Annotated in this window: 13 protein-coding genes, 1 pseudogene and 2 riboswitches; of the genes and pseudogenes, 9 read left to right on the top strand and 5 right to left on the bottom strand. The window is 64.1% G+C overall.

From position 1 onward, the window contains the following. Positions 1-143 precede the first annotated feature (143 nt). The 9 genes and pseudogenes from HV796_RS24805 (at position 144) to HV796_RS24765 (ending at position 14,606) form a co-directional block, all read left to right on the top strand. A complete protein-coding gene (locus HV796_RS24805; RefSeq protein ID WP_175229154.1) occupies positions 144-1,193 on the top strand; it encodes an oxidoreductase in 1,050 nt (349 codons plus the stop codon). A gap of 135 nt (positions 1,194-1,328) precedes the next feature. Then, positions 1,329-1,440: riboswitch (glycine riboswitch) on the top strand. A 45-nt stretch (positions 1,441-1,485) separates the two neighbouring features. Then, positions 1,486-1,621, top strand: a riboswitch (glycine riboswitch). Between the two features lie 93 nt (positions 1,622-1,714). Beyond that, complete coding sequence (gene gcvT, locus HV796_RS24800) at positions 1,715-2,833, top strand: glycine cleavage system aminomethyltransferase GcvT (RefSeq protein WP_175229153.1); 1,119 nt, start codon at positions 1,715-1,717, stop codon at positions 2,831-2,833. Between the two features lie 102 nt (positions 2,834-2,935). After that, positions 2,936-3,316, top strand: coding sequence for a glycine cleavage system protein GcvH (gene gcvH / locus HV796_RS24795; protein ID WP_175229152.1), 381 nt, complete (start codon positions 2,936-2,938; stop codon positions 3,314-3,316). 91 nt (positions 3,317-3,407) lie between these two features. After that, on the top strand, positions 3,408-6,338 hold the full coding sequence (gene gcvP, locus HV796_RS24790) for an aminomethyl-transferring glycine dehydrogenase (RefSeq protein ID WP_175229151.1): 2,931 nt from the start codon (positions 3,408-3,410) through the stop codon (positions 6,336-6,338). 156 nt (positions 6,339-6,494) lie between these two features. Further along, a complete protein-coding gene (locus HV796_RS24785; RefSeq protein WP_175229150.1) occupies positions 6,495-7,601 on the top strand; it encodes an alginate lyase family protein in 1,107 nt (368 codons plus the stop codon). A 112-nt stretch (positions 7,602-7,713) separates the two neighbouring features. Beyond that, the gene (locus HV796_RS24780; RefSeq protein WP_175229149.1) at positions 7,714-9,102 is read left to right on the top strand and encodes an L-serine ammonia-lyase; all 1,389 of its coding nucleotides are present in this window, start codon (positions 7,714-7,716) and stop codon (positions 9,100-9,102) included. Between the two features lie 140 nt (positions 9,103-9,242). Then, a complete protein-coding gene (locus HV796_RS24775; RefSeq protein ID WP_175229148.1) occupies positions 9,243-10,964 on the top strand; it encodes a thiamine pyrophosphate-binding protein in 1,722 nt (573 codons plus the stop codon). Positions 10,965-11,333: 369 nt separating this feature from the next. Continuing rightward, a pseudogene (gene cysC, locus HV796_RS24770) lies at positions 11,334-12,056 on the top strand (adenylyl-sulfate kinase); the annotation flags it as partial. Between the two features lie 36 nt (positions 12,057-12,092). Next, a complete protein-coding gene (locus HV796_RS24765; protein WP_175229146.1) occupies positions 12,093-14,606 on the top strand; it encodes a hypothetical protein in 2,514 nt (837 codons plus the stop codon). Between the two features lie 92 nt (positions 14,607-14,698). On the opposite strand, the gene HV796_RS24760 is transcribed toward HV796_RS24765, so the two are convergent. From HV796_RS24760 to HV796_RS24740, 5 genes are all read right to left on the bottom strand, one after another. Then, a complete protein-coding gene (locus tag HV796_RS24760; RefSeq protein WP_175229145.1) occupies positions 14,699-15,490 on the bottom strand; it encodes an FkbM family methyltransferase in 792 nt (263 codons plus the stop codon). Beyond that, positions 15,483-18,404 carry a tetratricopeptide repeat protein gene (locus HV796_RS24755; RefSeq protein WP_175229144.1) on the bottom strand — a complete coding sequence of 974 codons (2,922 nt, stop codon included), beginning with the start codon at positions 18,402-18,404 and terminating at the stop codon, positions 15,483-15,485. Before HV796_RS24755 ends, HV796_RS24760 begins: the two co-directional genes overlap by 8 nt. 289 nt (positions 18,405-18,693) lie before the next feature. Continuing rightward, positions 18,694-18,993, bottom strand: coding sequence for a flagellar protein FliT (fliT, locus tag HV796_RS24750; protein ID WP_175229143.1), 300 nt, complete (start codon positions 18,991-18,993; stop codon positions 18,694-18,696). A 99-nt stretch (positions 18,994-19,092) separates the two neighbouring features. Next, positions 19,093-20,682 carry a flagellar filament capping protein FliD gene (gene fliD, locus HV796_RS24745; RefSeq protein ID WP_175229142.1) on the bottom strand — a complete coding sequence of 530 codons (1,590 nt, stop codon included), beginning with the start codon at positions 20,680-20,682 and terminating at the stop codon, positions 19,093-19,095. 294 nt (positions 20,683-20,976) lie between these two features. Beyond that, positions 20,977-22,005: flagellin (locus HV796_RS24740; protein WP_175229141.1), on the bottom strand; the 1,029-nt coding region annotated here is incomplete at its 5' end.

Below are 22,005 nucleotides of genomic sequence, written 5' to 3'. Positions count from 1 at the left end.
CCGGCTGGCGTCGAACGGCGGGCTCCGGTCTGCCGCTCTGCCCGTGGCCGCCAGTCTCACGAATTGCGTGCGCGCGCGTGCCACAATCAAGGGGTTGCACGCAGCCTTCGCCGCGCGCCGTTTTGCACGAACAGGAAACAGCCATGAGCTCACCGCTGAAAATTGGACTGATGGGCTACGGCTTTGCCGGTGCGACGTTTCACGCGCCGGTGATCGCACACTGCGGTCGCGCGCAGGTCGCCGCGATCGCAACGGGCCAGCCGGACAAGGCGCGCGCGGACTTTCCGCAAGCCACGATCGTGCCGGATCTCGACGCGCTGCTCGCGCTTGCCGACGTCGAATGCGTCGTGATCGCGACGCCGAACGACACGCACTTCGAGCTCGCGAAGCGCACGCTCGAAGCGGGCAAGCATGTCGTGGTCGACAAACCGGTCACGTTGAGCGCCGCCGACGCGCGCACGCTCGCGAGTCTCGCGCAGAGCCGCAAACGGGTTTTCGCGCCGTTTCACAACCGCCGCTGGGACGGCGATTTCCTCACCGTGCGCGCGTTGCTCGAAAGCGGCGAACTTGGCCGCGTCACGCATTTCGAATCGCACTTCGACCGGTTTCGTCCGGAAATCCGTCAGCGCTGGCGTGAGGACGCCACGCGTGGCGGCGGTCTGCTGTTCGATCTCGGCCCCCACCTGATCGATCAGGCGCTCGCGCTGTTCGGCGTGCCTGAGACCGTGTACGCGACGGTGAAAGCACACCGTGATCATGCGAGTGCGCCCGACTACGTGCATCTGCAACTGGGCTATGCCGCGCACGAAGTCGTGCTGCATGCGAGCGCACTGACCGCGCTCGCCGCCCCACGCTTTACGATCCACGGCACACGCGGCAGCTACCTGAAGTACGGTCTCGACACGCAGGAAGACCAGTTGAAAGCGGGCCTGCGCCCCGGGGACGCCGGCTTCGGCGGCGGCAATGAAGCTGGCACGCTGCGGGTGCTCGATGGTGAGCAGGAAGTCGAACGCACGTCACCGACCCGCGACGGTGCCTACGCGGATTTTTATCGCGCGTTAGCCGCGTCGATTCAGGACGGCGCGCCATTTCCGGTAAGCGCACAAGACGCAGTCGATGTGATGACGGTCATCGAACTCGCTCAGCGCAGCGACAACGAAGGCGTGCGCTTGCCGTTCAGGCGCGGTGACTGACCATCCGGTTTCGAGGGGTCAGGCTGCACGCGCAGTCAGCGGGCGGTGCGCCATTCGCGCTGCGCCCGCATACCGCAGGCCCGCTCAGACGTCGAAACCTTCAATTGACAAGCCCCGGACCGTCGCGTACATTCGCCGCACGCGTCGGGAGAGCGCGCTGGCCGCATTGCAACACGAGCAATGCCGGGCCGCGCCGCCGAAGGGGCACACCCGCAAACTCTCAGGCAAAAGGACCGGCCGCGTCGAAAAACCCGCCCTGAAATCTGGTCAAACAGCGCACTCAGGCACCGGTTTTTCGCACTCTGGAGAGCGGCAGTAGCGTGCAGTGCACGCAGGCTGCCCACCGAAGGGGCGCGCGCTTACCGTGGCAACGTCAGTTGTGTTAACGGTAGCGCAATCTCTCAGGTATCGAGGACAGAGGGGGCATGCAAGTACCGCTCGTCAGCCAATGCGTGATCCGGCTGCGAACCTGCTGCGTGGCTCCGAATCCGTCGACACACCTGAGCAGGCCAGAGGCCCCGATGACCGAACTCAAACGCACTCCGCTCAACGCCACCCACCGTGCGCTCAACGCGCGTATGGTCGATTTCGGCGGCTGGGACATGCCCGTCAACTATGGTTCGCAGATCGAAGAGCATCACGCGGTACGCACCGACGCGGGCATGTTCGACGTATCGCATATGTGCGCCGTCGATCTCAACGGCCCACGCACCCGCGCATTTCTCGAATACGCGCTGGCGAATAACGTCGGTAAACTGCAGACGCCCGGCCGCGCACTGTATTCGTGCCTGCTGAATCCTGAAGGCGGCGTGATCGACGACCTGATCGTCTATTACTTCGACGAAGCGGCGTTCCGCATCGTCGTGAATGCAGCGACCGCGGACAAAGATATTGCGTGGTTCAACAAGCTCAATGCCGAACGCGGCTTCGGTGTGACGATCACGCCGCGCCGTGATCTCGCGATCGTCGCGGTGCAAGGGCCGCAAGCGCGTGAAAAAGTCTGGGAAACCGTGCCGGCCGCGCGCGCCGCGACCGAAGCGCTGAAGCCGTTCAACGCGGCGCGCGTCGCAAGCACGCCGTTCGGCGATCTGACCGTCGCGCGCACCGGCTATACCGGCGAGGACGGCTTCGAGATCATCGCGCCGGCCGCGCATGTCGACGCACTGTGGAAAGCGCTGCAGGCGCAACGCGTGCGCCCGGCTGGCCTCGGCGCGCGTGACACGCTGCGGCTCGAGGCGGGCATGAACCTGTACGGCCAGGACATGGACGATGCAGTGTCGCCGCTCGACGCGGGCCTCGCATGGACCGTCGACCTCACCGCGCCGCGCGACTTCGTCGGCCGCGCCGCGCTCGAGGCGGCGGGTTCGCAGCATGCATTCGTCGGACTGATTCTGCAGAAGGAAAACGGCAAGGCCGCCGGCGTGCTGCGCGCGCATCAGAAAGTCGATACGCCGCACGGCGCCGGCGAGATCACGAGCGGCACATTCTCGCCGACCATGCAGGAATCGATCGCGTTCGCACGCGTGCCGAAAGGCGTGCAACCCGGCGATATCGTGCATGTGCACATCCGTGACAGAGCCTTTCCCGCAAGCGTGGTAAAACTGCCGTTCGTACGCAACGGCAAAGTGCTCGTCGGTTGAGCGGACGGTCCGGTCATCGAATAGTCATGGAGCCCGTCGCGTGCGTTCCCCCTTCATATCCATCCGCATCACATTGCGCATTCAACCGCATAGGAGCATCCGATGAGTATCCCGGCCGATCTGAAATACACCGAATCGCACGAATGGGTCCGCACCGAAGCGGACGGCACGCTGACGGTCGGCATTACCGACCACGCGCAGGAAGCGCTCGGCGACATCGTCTTCTTCGAAGTGCAGCAACTCGGCAAAACGGTTTCGGCGGGCGACACGGTCGCCGTCATCGAATCGGTCAAGGCCGCTTCGGATATCTACGCGCCGGTCTCGGGCGAGGTCATTGAAATGAACCAGACCGTGGTCGACACGCCGGATTCGGTGAACGGCGGCCCGTATGAAAACTGGCTCTTCAAGATCAAACCGACCGCCGGTGCAGGACAAGACCGGCTGATGGACGCCGCCGCCTACGGCAAGTCGATCGGCGAGTAATTTTTCAACACCGGGCGCGGCGGTCCGAAACAGGACTGGTCGAAATGTACGAACAGGCAGCCGAGACAGGCCGCGCCAGCAGGAATCTTCAATGAAGCTCGAACACCCGGACCGTCTGATGAATCGCACCCCTCTTTCGCTCGCTGCGCTCGAAGTGCACGATGCCTTCGCCGAACGGCACATCGGCCCCGATGCGGCCGATCAGCAGGCGATGCTCGACGCACTCGGCTTCGCGTCGCGCGCCGCGCTGATCGACGCGGTGATTCCGCAGGCGATCCGCCGCACCGACGCGCTGCCGCTCGGTCCGTTCGCCGAGCCGAAGAGCGAAGCGGAGGCGCTGGCCGCATTGCGCGAGCTTGCGGACAAGAATCAGGTGTTCCGCTCCTATATCGGGCAGGGCTATTACAACGCGCACACGCCGGCTGTCATTCTGCGCAATGTGATGGAGAACCCGGCGTGGTACACCGCGTACACGCCTTATCAACCGGAGATTTCGCAAGGCCGACTCGAAGCGCTGCTGAACTATCAGCAGATGATTATCGACCTGACCGGCCTCGCGATCTCGAACGCGTCGTTGCTCGACGAAGCAACGGCCGCCGCCGAAGCGATGACGCTGTTGCAGCGCGTCGGCAAATCGCAGTCGAACGTGTTCTATGTTGCCGATGACGTGCTGCCGCAAACCATCGAAGTGGTGAAAACGCGCGCGCAGCCGGTCGGCATCGAAGTGAAGGTCGGGCCTGCCGCCGAAGCTGCGCGGGCGAACGCGTTCGGCGTGCTGGTCCAGTATCCGGGCGCGAACGGCGATGTGCGCGATTACCGCGCGCTCGCGCAAGCGGTGCATGCGGCGGGCGGTCACGTGATCGCCGCCGCCGATCTGCTCGCGCTGACAATGCTCACGCCACCCGCCGAGTGGGGCGCGGACGTCGCGGTCGGCAACTCGCAGCGCTTTGGCGTGCCGGTCGGTTTCGGCGGCCCGCATGCCGCGTACCTCGCGGTGCGCGACGAATTCAAACGGCAGATGCCGGGGCGCCTCGTCGGCGTGACCGTCGATGCGCAAGGCAATCCGGCGCTGCGTCTTGCGCTGCAAACGCGCGAGCAGCATATTCGCCGCGAAAAGGCGACGTCGAATGTCTGCACCGCGCAAGCGTTGCTGGCGATCATGGCGAGCATGTATGCGGTCTACCACGGCCCGCACGGTCTGAAGATGATCGCGCAGCGCGTAAACCGGATGGCCGCGCTGCTCGCCGAAGGGGCGAAGCAGCTCGGCTATACGCTCGTCAACGAAACGTTCTTCGACACGCTCACGTTCGAAACCGGCGCGCGCACGCAGGTGCTGCACGACGCGGCGACGGCGAGGCGCATCAATCTGCGCCACGTGAGCGACACGCGCGTCGGCGTCTCGCTCGACGAAACGACCACCCGCGCGGACCTTGCCGATCTGCTCGCGGCATTCGCACAGGCCGCGTTCGTCAGCGACGTCCCGGCAGTCGATGGTCTCGACGCGCAGCTGGGTGTGTCGAACACGTTTCCGGCCGCGCTCGAACGCACCAGCGCATACCTCACGCATCACGTGTTCAACCGCCATCATTCGGAAACGGAAATGCTGCGCTATTTGCGCAGCCTCGCGGACAAGGACCTCGCGCTCGACCGCTCGATGATTCCGCTGGGCTCGTGCACGATGAAGCTCAACGCGACGTCGGAGATGCTGCCGGTCACGTGGCCCGAATTCGGGCAGATTCACCCGTTTGCGCCGGCTGAACAAACGGTCGGCTACCGCGAAATGATCGACCAGCTCGAACAGATGCTGGTCGCCGCGACTGGCTATGCGGCGGTGTCGCTGCAACCCAATGCGGGTTCGCAAGGCGAATATGCCGGGTTGTTGATCATCCACGCGTACCACGCGTCGCGCGGCGAAGGCCACCGCAACGTGTGCCTGATTCCGGCGTCCGCGCACGGCACCAACCCCGCGTCCGCGCAGATGGCCGGCATGCAGGTCGTCGTGGTCGCGTGCGACGCGCAAGGTAACGTCGATATCGAAGACCTGAAAAAGAAGGCCGCACAGCACGCGCAGAAACTCGCGGCGATCATGATCACGTATCCGTCGACGCACGGTGTGTTCGAACAGAACGTGCGCGAGATTTGCGAGATCGTGCATGCGCACGGTGGCCAGGTCTATGTGGACGGGGCGAACATGAACGCGATGGTCGGCCTCTCGGCGCCGGGCCAGTTCGGCGGCGATGTGTCGCACCTGAACCTGCACAAGACGTTCTGCATCCCGCACGGCGGCGGCGGACCGGGCGTCGGGCCGGTCGCGGTCGGCGCGCATCTCGCGCGGTTCCTGCCTAACCAGACGTCGACCGGCTACGAGCGCGACCCCCACGGGATCGGCGCGGTGTCGGCGGCGCCGTACGGCTCGGCGTCGATCTTGCCGATCTCGTGGATGTATATCGCGATGATGGGCGCGAAGCACCTCACCGCCGCAAGCGAAACCGCGATCCTGAACGCGAACTACGTCGCGAACAAGCTCGCACCGCACTTTCCGGTGCTGTACGCGGGCCCGGGCGGACTCGTCGCGCACGAGTGCATACTCGATTTGCGGCCGATCAAGGACGCGAGCGGCATCTCGGTCGATGACGTCGCGAAGCGTCTGATGGACTACGGCTTCCACGCCCCGACGATGAGCTTCCCGGTGCCGGGCACGCTGATGGTCGAGCCGACCGAATCGGAATCGAAGGACGAGCTCGACCGTTTCATCGAAGCGATGATTGCAATCCGTAACGAAATTCGCGCGGTGGAGGAAGGCCGCGCGCAGCGCGAGGACAATCCGCTGAAGCACGCGCCGCACACGGCCGCGGCGGTGGTCGCCGATGACTGGAAGCATGCTTATTCGCGTGAAACGGCGGCGTATCCGCTGCCGTCGCTCGTCGCGAGAAAGTACTGGCCGCCGGTCGGCCGCGCGGATAACGCGTATGGCGACCGCAACCTGTTCTGCTCGTGCGTGCCGGTCGCCGATTACGAGTGATCGAACCCGCACCTACCAGTGCGTGACGCGTACGATCGGTCCTTGAACGGTACGCGTCGCGTCGCCGACGCGCACCGTTGTGCTGCCAATGGCTGTCGCTACGGGTCCGGAACGGCTAACATCTCACACCGAATTTGCACAAAGAAGGAGTATCCGATGGTGCGAAAGGTGCGAGCGATGCCATACCGGAATCAGCGCCTACTGGCTTGGGCCGTAGCGTGCGTTGCATCGTTGCTGTGTCAGCCACAGGCGCGCGCCGCGATGAATTTTTGCGCCGCGCCGGCGATGCAATCGAGCGAGCGCACGAACGCCGACCCGGGTGTCAAGGCGCTTGTCAGTAACGTGCAAGCGCATCTGAACGACCCGCCACGGGCGCTGCCGAGGCTCCACACGGAGGGCACGCTGCCGCACGAAGGCATCTACGATCAGAGCAAGGCGGCCGAGCAGGATCTCGAACTGCTGCGCGATGCGGCGCTCGCGTGGCGTGCCACGGGCGACGAGCGCTATCTGCGATACGTCGATCGCGTGCTGTATGCGTGGGTGACGACCTACCAGCCGAGCTTCAACCCGATCGACGAAGCGCCGCTCGCCGGGCTGATACTCGCTTACGACATGACCGCGAGCGCGTTGCCGGTGAAAACGCGCAACGCGGCGATGGCATTTCTGACGAAACTTGCGAACGGCTATATCGCGCAAATTGACGCGCAGCCGCGGCCGCTTACCGGCACATTCCGCAACAACTGGCAAAGCCACCGTATCAAACTGATTGCGATGGCGGCGTTTACGCTCGATAACCGCAAGATGATTGACGCGGCGCAACGTCTCTTTATCGAGCATATCAACGACAACATCGCGCCGGACGGCTCGACCGTCGATTTCACCGAACGCGATGCGTTGCATTACGTGACGTACGACCTGGAGCCGCTCGTGGTCGCCGCGCTGGCCGCGCGCCGCCACAATCGCAACTGGCAGACGTTGCGCGCACCGAGCGGGGCGACGCTGGCCGCGGCGCTTGCATGGCTCACGCCGTACGCGACGGGCGCGAAGACGCACGACGAATTCGTGAACTCGAAGGTGCCGTTCGATGCAAAGCGCCGCGCAGCGGGCTTGCCCGGCTTCACAGGACCATGGGACCCGAAGGACGCAGCGGAACTGTTTCACCTCGCTGCGCGGCTCGACGGCAAATACATGCCGATCGCGCTGAAACTGGCACCGACGCCGCCCGCGTGGCTCGCCGTGTGTCTGCCGTTGCCGGCGCGATAACTCACCTGGCAATCAGCCGTACTGGCCGCTGATCGGTGGCTGATGCGCGCGGCCAGTGCGGCGGCTGCTCACAAGGCGGGCCGCCACGGCACCACTCATTGCAGGAGCAGTCATGGCAGTCAGCGTATTTGACCTTTTCAAAATCGGGATTGGGCCGTCCAGTTCGCACACCGTCGGCCCGATGCGCGCGGCGCTGATGTTTGCCCAGGGGCTGGAGCGCGATGGCCTGCTTGCGGCGACCGCGTCGGTGAAGGCGGAGCTTTACGGGTCGCTTGGCGCGACCGGCAAGGGCCACGGCACCGACCGCGGTGTGATGCTGGGCCTGATCGGCGAAGCACCGGACACGATCGACCCGCAATCGATCGGCGAGCGCCTCGATGCAATCCGCACGTCGCGCACGCTGACGCTGCTTGGCAAACACAACGTGCCGTTCGTGCCGAAAGAACACATTGCGTTCTACCGCCAGGCGCTGGCCGAACATCCGAACGGGCTCAAACTGCGCGCGTACGACGCGCAAGGCGCGACACTGCGCGAATCGACGTATCTGTCGGTCGGCGGCGGCTTTGTCGTGACCGCGGGCGCACCGAATACGAAAGTGCTGGCCGCCGTCGACGACCGCGCGCATCCGTTTCGCACCGGCAATGAGTTGCTCGAGATGTGCAAGTCGACCGGCAAGTCGGTCGCGCAGCTGATGTGGGAAAACGAGCGTGCATGGCATGCCGACGACGAGATTCGCGCTGGCTTGCTGAAGATATGGGACGTGATGCAGTCGTGCGTCGCGCGTGGCTGTGGCATCGGCAATCCGGATGCGGACGGCACGCTGCCCGGTCCGTTCCAGGTGAAGCGCCGTGCGCCGCAGCTGTACCGTGCGCTGACCAACAACCCGGAGCGCGCGTTGCAGGATCCGCTGTCGATGGTCGACTGGATCAATCTGTACGCGATTGCCGTCAACGAAGAGAACGCGGCCGGCGGCCGGGTCGTCACGGCGCCGACCAACGGCGCGGCCGGCATCATCCCGGCGGTGCTGCATTACTACACGCGCTTTACGCCGGCCGCGAACCAGCAGGGCGTGGTCGATTTCCTGATGACCGCCGCGGCGATCGGCATTCTGTATAAGCTGAACGCGTCGATTTCCGGCGCGGAGGTCGGGTGTCAGGGCGAAGTCGGCGTCGCGTGCTCGATGGCGGCCGGTGCGCTTGCCGCGGTGATGGGCGGCACGCCGCTGCAAGTCGAAAACGCCGCGGAGATCGGCATGGAGCACAACCTCGGGCTCACTTGCGATCCGGTCGGCGGGATGGTGCAGATTCCCTGCATCGAACGCAACGCAATGGCATCGGTGAAGGCGGTCAACGCGGCGCGCATGGCGCTGCGCGGCGACGGCAGCCACTACGTGTCGCTCGACTCGGTCATCAAGACGATGCGCGAAACCGGCGCCGATATGAAAACGAAATACAAGGAAACCTCGCGCGGCGGGCTCGCGGTGAACATTATCGAGTGTTGACGCAGGACCGCCGCGATCGGCCATGCGCAATGTCCCGACCGTGACAGCGGCCGCCGTTGCGGCGTAAGCTGTGCGAGCCCAGCGGGTCGAAGCCGACCGGCCAGTCCGGCCCGACAACAACATTCGAGGACGCTTTCGCGATGTCTCAGTCGAACACTTCCGCTGTTTCTGCCGCTTCTTCCGTTGCCACGACGACCGGTGCGCGCCTCATCGTCGATGCGCTGCTCACGCACGGTGTCGAGCGTGTTTTCTGCGTACCCGGTGAAAGCTTTCTGGCGGTGCTCGATTCGCTTCACGACGAGAACGAGCGCATTCAGACGATCGTCTGCCGTCACGAAGCGGCCGCGGCGAATATGGCCGAGGCGGTCGGCAAGCTGACCGGGCGGCCGGGCATCGCGCTCGTCACGCGTGGTCCGGGTGCGACGCACGCGTCGATCGGCGTGCACACCGCGTTTCAGGATTCGACGCCGATGATCCTGCTGATTGGCCAATGCGCGCGCGAGCATCTTGACCGCGAGGCTTTCCAGGAAATCGACTACCGGCGGATGTTCGGGCAGATGGCGAAGTGGGTCGCGCAGATCGACGACGCGCGGCGCATTCCCGAGTATCTGAGCCATGCGTTTCATACGACGACCTCGGGCCGGCCGGGCCCGGTTGTGCTGGCGTTGCCCGAAGATGTGCTGAGCGATGCGTGCGCGACGGTGCCGGGCGCGCCGGCGTACCAGCGCGTGGCGGCGGCGCCGTCAGCGGCGCAGATCGAGCGGTTGAAGTCACTGCTCGAAGGCGCGCAACGCCCGATGCTGATCGCAGGCGGCAGCGGCTGGACGCCTGAAGCGTGCGCCGATTTGCGCCGCTTTATCGAAACCTGGCGGTTACCGGTTGGTCTTGCGTTCCGGTTTCAGGACACGCTCGACAACGAACATCCGAACTATGCGGGCGATGTGGGGCTTGGGATCAACCCGGCTTTGGCCCAACGCATACGCGATGCCGACGTGCTGATCGTATTGGGGCCGCGCCTGGGCGAGGCGACGACCGGCGGCTATACGTTGCTCGACATTCCGAAGACGAAGCAGACACTGGTGCACGTGCATCAAGGCGCGGACGAACTCGGACGCGTGTATGCGGCGGATTTGCCGATCGTCTCCGGCATGCCGGAGATCGCGTCCGCGTTCGCGGCGCTGCGTCCGGCGACGGAGCCGGCATGGCGCGGGGCGGCCGAAGAAGCGCACCGTGCGTATCTCGAATGGCGCAAGCCGCGGCCGATGCCGGGCGACGTGCAACTCGGCGAGATCGTTCAACAGCTGCGCACGCGTTTGCCGGAAGACGCGATCGTCACAAATGGCGCCGGCAATTACGCGAGCTGGCTGCATCGTCATTTCGCATACCGGCATTTCCGCTCGCAGTTGGCGCCGACGAGCGGCGCGATGGGTTACGGCGTGCCCGCGGCGATCGCGGCGAAGTCGATGTATCCACAGCGAATGGTCGTCGCTTTCGCGGGCGACGGCTGTTTCATGATGTCGAGCCATGAACTGGCGACCGCGATGCAGTATGCGTTGCCCGTCATCTTTATCGTCGTGAACAATGGTCACTACGGCACGATACGGATGCATCAGGAACGGCACTATCCGGGCCGCGTGCACGGCACCGGCTTGACGAATCCGGATTTCGCCGCGTTCGCGAAGTCATTCGGCGCGCACGGTGAAACGGTGGAGCGCACCGAAGCATTCATGCCTGCGTTTGAGCGTGCTGTGGCGGCGCAGCGGCCGGCGTTGATTGAGATTCGCATACCGAAGGAAGCGAGTACGCCTGGTGCGACGCTGGAACAGATTCGCGAGCAGGGCAGGACACTGCGCGGCGAATGATGCGTGCCGTGTGCCGTGCTGATTCGGCAGCGGATTCCGCGTGCCGGACGGTGGTGACACGCAGAATCCCGGCCGTATGAAAACTATTCTCCGTCGAACGTGTCAGCCGGTATTGAAAGCCGACTGGCGCGCGCCGTCCAGAATCCTCCTCCGAACCCGCCGCCCAAAATGCGCGCGTGACCCCTCCGGCGTTAAACTCCTTCGCGGCCGCGGTCACGGCATCGCCGTGTATCCGGCTGTCATCAAACTGGGACGACTTTCGGGCGTTATTCAGCGCTTCGGCGCGCCAGGTCGTCACCGATAATCGCGACATTCTGTCTGTCGTCCGTTCGCGGCGTTCGTCTACCGAAGGGGCGCTGCACGCCAGCGGACCGCAGACCGAACCGAACGGAGGGTGTTTCGATGGTTCAGGGGTCGAACGACAACATGCCGCGGGTTGGCGGACCGAAGCGGTTGAACGACGTCCATTGGCAGCATCTCGAAGTCACCGGGGCCGCGCGCGCGGCATTGCTGGGTAGCCAGCCTTGCGTGCTGTGGTTCACGGGCTTGTCGGGCGCGGGCAAATCCACGATCGCGAACCTGGTTGAAAAGCAGTTGCACGCGCTCGGCAAACCGACCTATCTGCTCGACGGTGATAACGTGCGGCATGGTTTGAACCGGGATCTCGGTTTTACCGATAGCGATCGCTCAGAGAATATCCGGCGTGTTGCCGAGGTTGCGAAGCTGATGGCCGACGCCGGCCTGATCGTGCTCGTGTCGCTGATTTCGCCGTTTCGCGCGGAACGGCGGATGGCGCGCGCGCTGATGAAGTCGGGCGAATTCATTGAGATTTTTGTCGACGCACCGCTCGAGATTGCCGAGGCACGCGATCCGAAGGGGTTGTACCGAAAGGCGCGGCGCGGCGAACTGAAAAACTTCACCGCGATCGATTCGCCATACGAGTCGCCCGAAAACCCGGAGATCCGCGTCGAGACCGCCCGCTGCGACCCGACTACCGCCGCGTTTCAAGTACTGGCCGTTCTGCAGCAGACCTGGCAGAACGATCCCACTCACACCAGGATAACGTCGCAGGCTGTGCGTGCCGTCATGTAGCGGTGAACCGGCAGCCGTCTCAATTCAGGAAAACGAATGAACTACAGCATGAACGTCGCGTTGCCGACGTCGGGGAAGCTCGTGGTGGTGCTGGGGATGCACCGCAGCGGAACCAGCGCAATCACGCGTGCGATGGTGGCGCTCGGCGCTGAGCTCGGCGACCGCTTGCTGCCGCCGCTGGCCGGCGTCAACGACAAGGGCTTCTTCGAAGACTACGACGTTTTCCAGATCAATCACGAGCTGCTGGAGGCGGGCGGCGCGCAATGGCACACGGTAGGCGACATTGGCCTCGCCCGCATTCCGCAGCCGCAGCTCGACGCTTTCCGCAAACGCGCAGCGGACACGCTGCGCGCCAAATGCGCGGGCCGGACCTTCGCGCTGAAGGACCCGCGGCTCGCGCGCTTGATGCCGTTCTGGCAACCCGTTTTCGAGCAGATCGGTTTGCAGGTCGCCTATGTGATTGCGGTGCGCAATCCGATCAGCGTCGTGAGCTCGCTGAAAAAGCGCGACAACATGTCGGAGGAGCAAGGCTACGCACTGTGGCTCGCGCACGTCGTGCCTTCGCTGCTCGAGACAAAAGGGAAGGTGCGCGCATTCGTCGACTACGACCGTATGCTCGACGATCCAGCCGGCGAACTGTCGAGGCTCGCGAGCCGGCTGGATATGCCGGTCAATGCGGCGCGCGCGGACGAGTTCGCGCGTTCGTTCCTGTCGGAGGACTTGCGGCACAGCCGTTTTACCGCAGCGGATCTGAGTGGGATACAAGCGGCGCCGAGCCTGGTGAAGACGCTGTGTGCGGCGCTGGAAACGGTCTGCCGCACCGGTGAAGAAGACGCGACGTTGCAACGCGCGCTGGAAAGCGGGCGACAGTTCCTCGCCGATATCGAACCGTTGCTGCGCGTCTATCAGAACGCCGGCTTGCTGAACGCGATGCTCGAAGCGGCGAAGGTGGCCATCCTCGAGCGCGACAAGCGCATCACAGAGTTGCAGCAGCAAGTCTCGAGCCGGCCCGCGCTCGCGCAGGCGCCAGCCGGTTCGCCGATCGTCGCCGCGGCGATGGCGGCGGCCGCCGCAAAGAATGGCGCCGCGCCGCAACCGGCGATGGCACCCGCCGGCTCGATCACGCAGATTGCCGCGCGCCGCGGCCGGACGATTTTTTCATTCATCGTCGATGCGGATCCGAAGTTCGCATACGAGGGTTACCATCTGGCGCGCTCGCTGATCCAGCACAGCTGCAATAGTGCAACGGACGTCAACGTGCAGTTCACGAAGGAGGTCGGCACTGAAACACGCGATGTGTTCCGTCGGCTCGGCTGCACGCTGCATGACATCGAACGTTTCGGCGACGGCCGGTACTGCAACAAGATCGCGCAACTGGCGAACCTGCATCAGTTCGACTTCGACCATGTCGTGCTGCTCGACACCGATATGATCGCGGTCGCGGATCTGCGCCCGTTCCTGAGCGAAAACGCGCTGGTTGCGAAGGTCGTCGATTTTCCGCAGCCGCCGCTGCCGGTGCTCGAAGAAATCGGACGTGCCGCCGGCATGCGCAACCTGCCGCCGGTGGGGACCGTCGATGCCGCGCACGCGCCCACTTACGCAGGCAACTGCAATGGCGGCTTTTACGGAATTCCGAAAGCGCTCGCTGAAGGGGTCGACCGTTCGTGGCGCCGCTGGGCGCAGTGGCTGCTCGAAAATATCGAGCCCCTCGCGCGCAACAACATGGCGCAGCACGTCGACCAGGTGTCGATGTGGCTTGCGATCGTGATGGACCGCATTCCGTACAGCGCCGCGCCGTCCAACGTGAACTACTACGTGCATATGGATGGCGAGCATCGATATTTCGATTCCCGTTCAAACATTGCACTGCTCCACTATCACGATGTAAGCCTGAATGTACTCGGCAAGCTGGAGCCGAAGGCGCAGTTGAACGAACTCGAGCGTCGTGCCGTTGAAGCGGCCAACCGGCAGATCGGCGCGGGCTTCGAAAATACGACGTTCTGGAATCTGCGCTATGCGCATTTCCCGGAACGAGGGTCAGGCGTCGGCTCGCGTGGCGAGAACTTGCGGTACAAGCGTGAATTGCTGGTGCAACAGGGTATCGAACGCGCGGAAAGCGTCCTCGACGTCGGCTGCGGTGATCTCGAGATGATCAGAGGACTCGCGGTTCAGAACTATCTGGGCCTCGACACATCGCGCGAAGCGTTGCAAATGGCGCGACGTGCGCGTCCGGACTGGGAGTTCCTGCACATCGACGTCAGCAAGTCACAGCCGGTCCTCACGCCGCGACAAATGGCCGTGTGCTTCGAAGTGCTGATCCATCAGCCGACCGAGGCCGACTATCGCAAGCTGATCGATTTCCTTGCGCGCTCGACGGCCGGCACGCTGATCGTCTCCGGCTACGTGGGCGACTACGATGAGCGCAAGCGTAATTCGATGGTTTACTTCTACGAACCGCTCGACGAGTCGCTGCGCAAGACCGGCAAGTTCGCTTCGATTCAGCGGATCGGCTCGCACTCCGACGTCGTGGTGTTGCGTTGTGACGTTTGACACGTGAGTGATGCATGAGGCAAAGCCGCCGGCCGGCGGCTTTGCCTCGGCGGGCTCGCGCGAGGTGCCAGACGGTCAGCGAGCCGCGACGCTTACCGGCTCATCGCCGCTGCTTCGGCCAGCGCATCGCACGCCGGCGTTCCCCGTTGCACGCATAGAATGTCGAAGAAGTCGCCATAGTCGACGAGATTCGCAATTTCCGCGATCTTGTAAAGATCATGCCTCGCATTGCGGGCGCCCACATTCCCGAAGAACCGATAACCGAGATCGATCAGCATGCGATTCAGGTCCTCTTTGCGGTGACCGAAGCGCGCAAGCTGATGGTCGGCCACTTCCACATACAGATGCGGTCTGCGAGTCCGGACGTATTCGGAATTTCCCAGTGCGGAAAACTCCGCTCCCTCGACATCGATCTTGATGTAGTCCGGCTCAAAGCTGCTCTGCACGAGCGAGTCGAGCTGCTCCGCGACGATCGTTCCCTGCTGCGATGGACGAAGATGATGGGCGCCGGTATTGTCCGGGTCATGCACGAACTCAAGACCGGATCCGCTGCCGACGAAGCAGTTGCGCAGTAACGTCTGTGCGCGGCGCGGCTGCTGGTTGATGTTCATCCTGAGCAGATCAAACGTGCGTGGATCACCTTCGACGCAAAGCACGTGGCCTTCACCGCCGAGTTTCGTCAGCACTTCGAGCGTGAACGTGCCGATATGGGCGCCGAGATCGAAGACCTTCGAGTCGTGATTGAGCAGCGCGGTCGCGAAGGCGAATTCCGGCCTCGTGTGATTGCCGTACTGAAGGATCTGCGAGGTGACCAGATCATCCTGGTAGGTCAGCACACTGCCAAATTTCGAAGTGACGACGGTAACGTTCTTCTGGTCAGGCATGCGTGGATTCCGCAGTGGTAGGCGTTGCTGTCTGCGCAAACTGCGTGACATCGAACGATTCGGCCGGTTTGCCTTCGCACCATCCGCGCCACATCACGCGCATCGCCTGCGCGAAGCGGGTCGCGATCAGGTCCGGCTTGAACATCGGCGACTGTTCGCAACGTGCGCGCATGCCGGCTCGCAGTGCCGCGAGGGCCTGTACGTCGCCCGCGTGCGCGACCGCTTTGCGGACGTAATCTTCGACATCGTCGGCGACGAACGACTCGAGCCCGGCGTGCGCGAGGGCGGTCGCACCGCTGCGGCCAGGCACGGTGCGGCCGGGCAGCGTCAACGTCGGCACGCCCATCCACAATGCCTGCATCGTCGTCGTGAGCCCGGTAAACGGGAACGTGTCGAGACAAATGTCGACGTGATAATGCTGCTGCAGATAGACCGGCACTGACGAACGGGGTTTGAAATCGAGGCGCTCGCGCGCAATGCCCGCGTCCGCGAACCAACCGATCAGTTCATCGGGCACGCTGTCTTTCGGCATCGATCCGATCACCATCCGCGATGCGGGCACCGCGTGCAGGACCTTCGCCCACAGCTCGATCACATCCCGGCGCAATTTCTCGATGCGGTTGAAACTGCCGAACGTCACGTGGCCGTTGTGCAAAGCGGGCAGCGCATTCACCGGCGGCGACATGTCGTCGGGCCGGAACGGCGCCACTGCCGGCAAGTAGACGATCTTTTCCGTGAAGCGGCTGCGGAACGCTTCGGACGGGACCCAGAATCGATCGGCGAGGAAATAATCGATGGCGGTGAGTCCGGTCGTACCGGGGTAGCCGATCCAGCTCGCCTGCACCGGCGCCGGTTTGTGCGCCATCACGAGCAGCCGGTTGTTGGCGGTATGGCCGGCGAGATCCACCAGAATATCGATGCCGTCGGCGCGGATCTGTTCGACCGTCGAGTCGTCGTTCGCGCCGAAGACGTAGTGCCAGTGATGGAAATGGCGTCGCAACCGGTCGGTGACCTGGTCTTCACCGGGGGTATTCGAGTACGCATGCAGGATCAGGTTGCTGTCGCGTGCAAGCCGTTCGACCACCGGTTCGAGAAACGTGGTGACCGCGTGCGCGCGGAAGTCTCCCGAAATGAAGCCGATATGCAGTGGCCGCTCCGGGTCTTTGCTGTTGCGGTGGGGTTTCCAGCGCTTCCTGAGCGGCTTTTCGAAATGCTCCCCATAACGCACATGCTCGGCAAAGAGCGTGTCGGGATCGATCTCTTCGCTATGGCTCAGGCAGAAAACGAGATTTTCGAACGCCGTGCTGTTGATCGGCTTCAATTCGACCGCGCGCCGGAACGCCGCCGCTGCTTCCGGATGACGCCCCTGCTGAAGCAGGATTGCGCCGAGCGTGGTATGGGTGGCGGACTCGCTGGGGTCCTGTGCCAGTGCATCGCGGGTATATCGTTCTGCTTCTTTCAGGCGGCCTTGCGCGAGCAGCACGATACCCATCACGCGCTGGGCTTCCGTGTGGTTCGGGTCGATGTCGAGCGCCGCCTTGCAGCGCGCTTCGGCTTCCGCCTGCTTGCTGTTCGACAGGAGCAGACTCACGAACGCCTGCATGACTTCGACATCGAGCGGCGACAACTGGCTTGCCTGGCGCAATGCGCCGAATGCTTCCTCGTGCCTCGCAAGGCGATAGGCGCTGCAGCCCAGTACTTTCCATCCAAGCGGATGTGACGGGTAGCGCTCGGTCAGCTGGCGGCCGGCGGCGATCGCTTCTTCGAGTCGCCCCTGGTTGAAATGCTCGACCGCGGACTCGGATTCCCGTTTGGTCGGGAGCGGTCCGTGCGCGGTAGCGCCGGCCGTTGCAACCGGTTGATCCGGCGTGAAGGTTGACGCATCGAACGCGTCGCGCTGTGGCCGGGTGATCGGACTTGGCCGGGTCGTCGTTTTCTGTGTCGAGACGGTGGTCATCAACTCGATGATCGCGTCCACGGCGGGGCCGCTCATGCCGCGCTGCTGGCCCATCTCGAGCGCCGCCCATGCGGCTTGCGTCTGACCCGATTGCAGCAACGCGTCGACGTAGTTCATCCAGTATTGCGGCCGGTTCGGATTGATGCCGAGGGCCGTCTCCAGCAGCGGCACGGCCGCGTCGGGCTGATACAGGCGAATCAGCACGACGGCAAGCTTATGCAGCGCGTCCGCGTACTGCGGATAGCTGTCGACGACGAACCGGTAAAGCCGGGCTGCTTCCTCATACTGTCCGGCGTTATCCAGCGCCCGCGCATTTTGCATCGCCGTGGCCGCGTTCAGATGGCTGCGCAGCGTTGCGTCTTGCGGCAGCAGCCGCACCGCGTGTTGCAGCGGGGCCAGCGCGCCATCGAGGTCGCTGCGCCGCAGCGCCGCGAGTGCGAGCGTCTTCCAGCCGAAACCGTGCTCGGGCAGTAACTGCGTCATCTGCTGGCCAAGGGTTTCCGCGCTGGCATAGTCGCCCTGCGCGGTCAGCGTGGTGATCGTTTCGACGAATTCGCCGGCCAATGCGAACACGTCGGCCAGCGTTGCCGTGCCCGCCGCGCCCGCCGCGCCCGCCGTGCCGTTCGGGGCGGCCGGATGACCGTCGACCGACACGCCGGCCTGGCGGCCGGCTTCACGCACGCGCGCGGCTTCGTCGCGCTGGCCGGCGAGCTCGAGCACTTCGATATAAACGCGCCAGAAGTCGACGCGCTGCGGGCTGGCGCTGACCGCGGCTTTCAGAAAGGGCAACGCCATGGCGGGCTGTTCCAACTGCACCGCGAGAATGCCAAGGTTATGGTTCGCGTCCGGATGAGCCGGCTGCGCTTGCAGGATCGTGCGGTACAGCTGTTCGGCTTCTGCGAAAGCTTCGGCCTGATGGCATTGCACGGCCTGCTGCAGAATGGCGTCGAGAGTCATGGGTTCCCTTCCAGGCATCGGACTTCAGAGCAAAGTGCCCCATGGACAGTCTAGAGACTTGGGTCACCGACCATGCGGCGAGCAGATGCAGGATTTCCCCCTTTTTCGGCGCGTAGGCGCGTCGCACGCGCACGTGTGGGTGCCGGGCGAGTGGGTGGGGCGTGTCGGGCAAAAACAGGAAGCGAGCCAATAAAAAAGCCCGCTTGAAGCGGGCCAGAGCTGAACGAGCGCGCCTGACAACTGGCGCGTTTTTTCTTGTTGGTATCGGGTTATGCCACCTCGACGCGGATCAGAGCATGCCGACGCGCGCGTACGCACTCGCGCCCTGGACGCCCTTGACCGCCGTGCCGTATTCCGTTTCGAGTTCCGCCTGGGACACCTTCGCCCGCGTGCGCAGCGCGTCAATCGACGCTTGCACCCGGCGCAGCGCCTGCAATGCCGCAGGCGATTTCGGCAGCGTCAGCGATTCGAGCAGCGGCGTGCGCCGTTCCATCAGACGCGCGGCGCGCGGCCAGTCGGAGACCGCCGCAGCTTCTTCGATCATGCGGGTGAGCTCGACGACTCGCTCGAGCAGTTGATTCTGGTCCATGGCCTGCGAACTCCCGGTTGTTGAGCGGAGCGTGTAACGGTAATGCGGTTGCGTTCTGCGATGGTGTCAAGCGGCGCTGATCTGCCGCTTGTCCGCCACTTACTTGCTGCTGTTTTGTGCCAGCGCGCCCGGGTTCTGGCTACTGCCGAACAGCGCGTTCAGGAAGTTCGTATTCGACTGCGCCTGCGCCATCAACGTATTGAGCGCGGTGAACTGGTCATTGAACTGCGACGTCAACTGGGTGGAGTAATCGTTCAGGTCGTCCTGCTGCTGGCCGAGACTCTTGATGTCGTCCGTCAGTGCGCTGGTACGGCTCGCGATGATACCGCTGACCGACGTATAGCTATCCAGCGCGGTGTTCAGTTGCTGCGCGATGCCGTTGGTGTCGTTGAACAGCGCGCTAATGATGCCCGGATTGTTCGCGACCACATCGTCGAGCGTCGGGCCGTTCGGGTCCGCGTCGATCTGCAGCTCCGCGAACGGGTTGCCGCCGGTATCCGTCTGGAACGTGATGCCGAGCGAGGCGAGCGTGCCCTGCAGTCCGCCGCTCGATATCTTCCCGCCTGCGATGCCGCCGAGTGCCGCGCCGATCTGGTTCAGCATTTCGTCGCCGAGCAGCAGGCCGCCGCCGCCCGTGGTGGCCGTGGAGTTCGGCGCCGCAAGCGAATTCAGCTGGTCGATCACCGCGTTATAGGCAGTGACGAACGTGGAGAGGTCCGTTTCGACGGAGCTGCTGTCCGGTGCAATCGTGAGCGTTTGCTGGCCGGAGACGGGCGGATTGGCCGTGGGATTGCTCGTTACCAGGCTCGGATCGAGCGTGAGCGTCACGCCCGGAATGGCCGAGGAAATCGTGTTGGTCGCACTCGTGACAAGCGTGCCGTTGATGGTCAGCTTCGCATCCTGTGCGGCTTGCGTCTGCGTCCAGTTGGCGGCGCCGGCCGTGATGGTCGACGCGCCGCTCGCGTCCGTGCCGGGCCCGGTCGTTACCGCGAGATTGTTCAGCTGGCTGCCACTTGCCGCGCCGCTGACCGCGATGCTGATCGTATTGGCCGCGCCGGTCGCAGTGGACTGGAAGCTGATCGACTGGCCGTTCACGCCGTTCACGACGACCGCCTTGATGCCAGGGTTGCCCGACGCCGAGTTGATCGCGCTGGCGATGTCCTGCAGGCTGTCGTTCGATCCATCGACATTGATCTGAAACGACTTCGCGGTCGACCCGCTACCGAGCGAAACAGTCAGGGTGCCGCTGCCCATCGCGTTCGCGTCGTTCGTCGCAAACGTGCCGGACGTAATCGTTTGCGCCTGAGCGACCTGTGTCGGGTTGATCTGGAACGTGCCTGCCGATGCGCCTGTACCGGCCTTTGCGGTGATCCCGTCGCCGCTCATCGTCGCGTTGAACGACGACATGGCGCTGCCGCTCAGGAACGGACCGAGTGCCGACTGCAACGCGGACATCGACGCGGACAGGGTCGCGAGCGCGGTGATCTGGCTCGTGTCGCTCGTCGCTTGCGCCTGCAACGTCGCCGCCGGGCCCGCGACCTTCGCTTTCACCAGCGCGGACACGAGCGAGCTGACGTCCAGCGTACTGCCGGTCGAACCGGAAATCAGCGACTGGGCTGCGTCCTTGACGGCTTGCGCGGCTGCGGCTGCGGCCTGGGCCGCGGTCTGTGCGGGTGTAAGACTCGACATGGAAAGGCTCCGAGCGGCCTCTTGGGCCTGGGTAATGTGCAACTATCCGGGTATAAGGCGTTGTGTTGCTTTGTTGCTTGTGTGCTGCCTGTTGTGTACTGCGTTTGTGCTGCACCTGCGTGACTGCATGATTGCCTGCTTACATGACGCTTGTACAGGCGTGCGTGACGCCTGGATGCACAAACGGGGCGAGGCCCCGTTAGCACACGCTCGCGGATGAGCCGTGTTGCGCGTACTGCCGGCTCACCCGCGTGCGTTACTGCCTACTGCTGCTGCTACTGCTGGAGGCGAATCTTACTGCAGAAGCTTCAATACTTGCTGCGGTTGCGAGTTCGCTTGTGCGAGCACCGAGATACCGGCTTGCTGGAGCACTTGCGCCTTGCTCAGGTTCGCCGTTTCCTGCGCGAAGTCGGCGTCCGTGATTTGCGACTGCGCGCCCGCCAGGTCGGTCGACTCGCTCTCCTGCGACTGCGAAATTGCCGTGAAGCGGTTTTGCGCGGCGCCCAGCGAGGCCTGAATGTTCGCGACCGTGGCCAGCGCGTTGTCGATCGACTCGATCGCATTGTTCGCGCCTTGCGTCGTGCTGATGTCGATCTGCGACACCGACGTCGGCGTGTTCAGCGCGTTGACGCTTGCCAGCGTCGTGCCCTTCGGCTGACCGGTCGTCGCGGTGCCGCCGATCGTGCTGGTCGGCGCCGTGGCGAACGTGATGCCGGCGGTCGTGTTCGCGGCGCTGAAGAGACCCGCGCTCGCGGCCGACGACAACTGGTTGCCGTGCTGGTCGACAAACTTGAGGCCGCCCTTGCCGTCCGATTCCACCGTGACCGACGTAATCGTGTTCGTTGCACCTGCTGCTGCATCCTTACCCGTTGCGCCGTCGATGTTGATGCCCGAAATCACGCCGAACACCTGACCGTCGGTCGCCGTAGCGGCGTCGGTGGTGATCGCGTTGTTGATCGCGGTGCGATCGCCAGCCGGCGTCAGCGGGTTCGCTGCGGACGCGTTCAGCGACAGCGACGAGACACCGTTGGTGGTCGTCGTCGTGAACAGAGCCGACGATGCCGCCGTCGAGATCGCATTGCCGTTCTGGTCGGTGAACGTGAAGCCGCCCGTACCGTTCGACTGGATGTTGATCTGCGTGATCGCAGCCGCGCTGCCAGTCGTGTTTTCCGTGCCGTTCGCGTTCAGGTTCAGGCCCGTGATCGAGCCGAGCGTGTCGCCCGACTGCACGAAGCCGGTGCCGAGCGAAGCCGCCGACACGCCCTGGCTCAGGTCGAGCGTAACCGACTGACCGACGTTCGCGCCAACCTGAACGTTGATCAG

Source organism: Paraburkholderia humisilvae (assembly GCF_902859855.1).
Classification (GTDB): Bacteria; Pseudomonadota; Gammaproteobacteria; order Burkholderiales; family Burkholderiaceae; genus Paraburkholderia; species Paraburkholderia humisilvae.
Note: the sequence above shows the minus strand (reverse complement) of the source record. Positions and strands in the feature narration are given on the sequence as shown.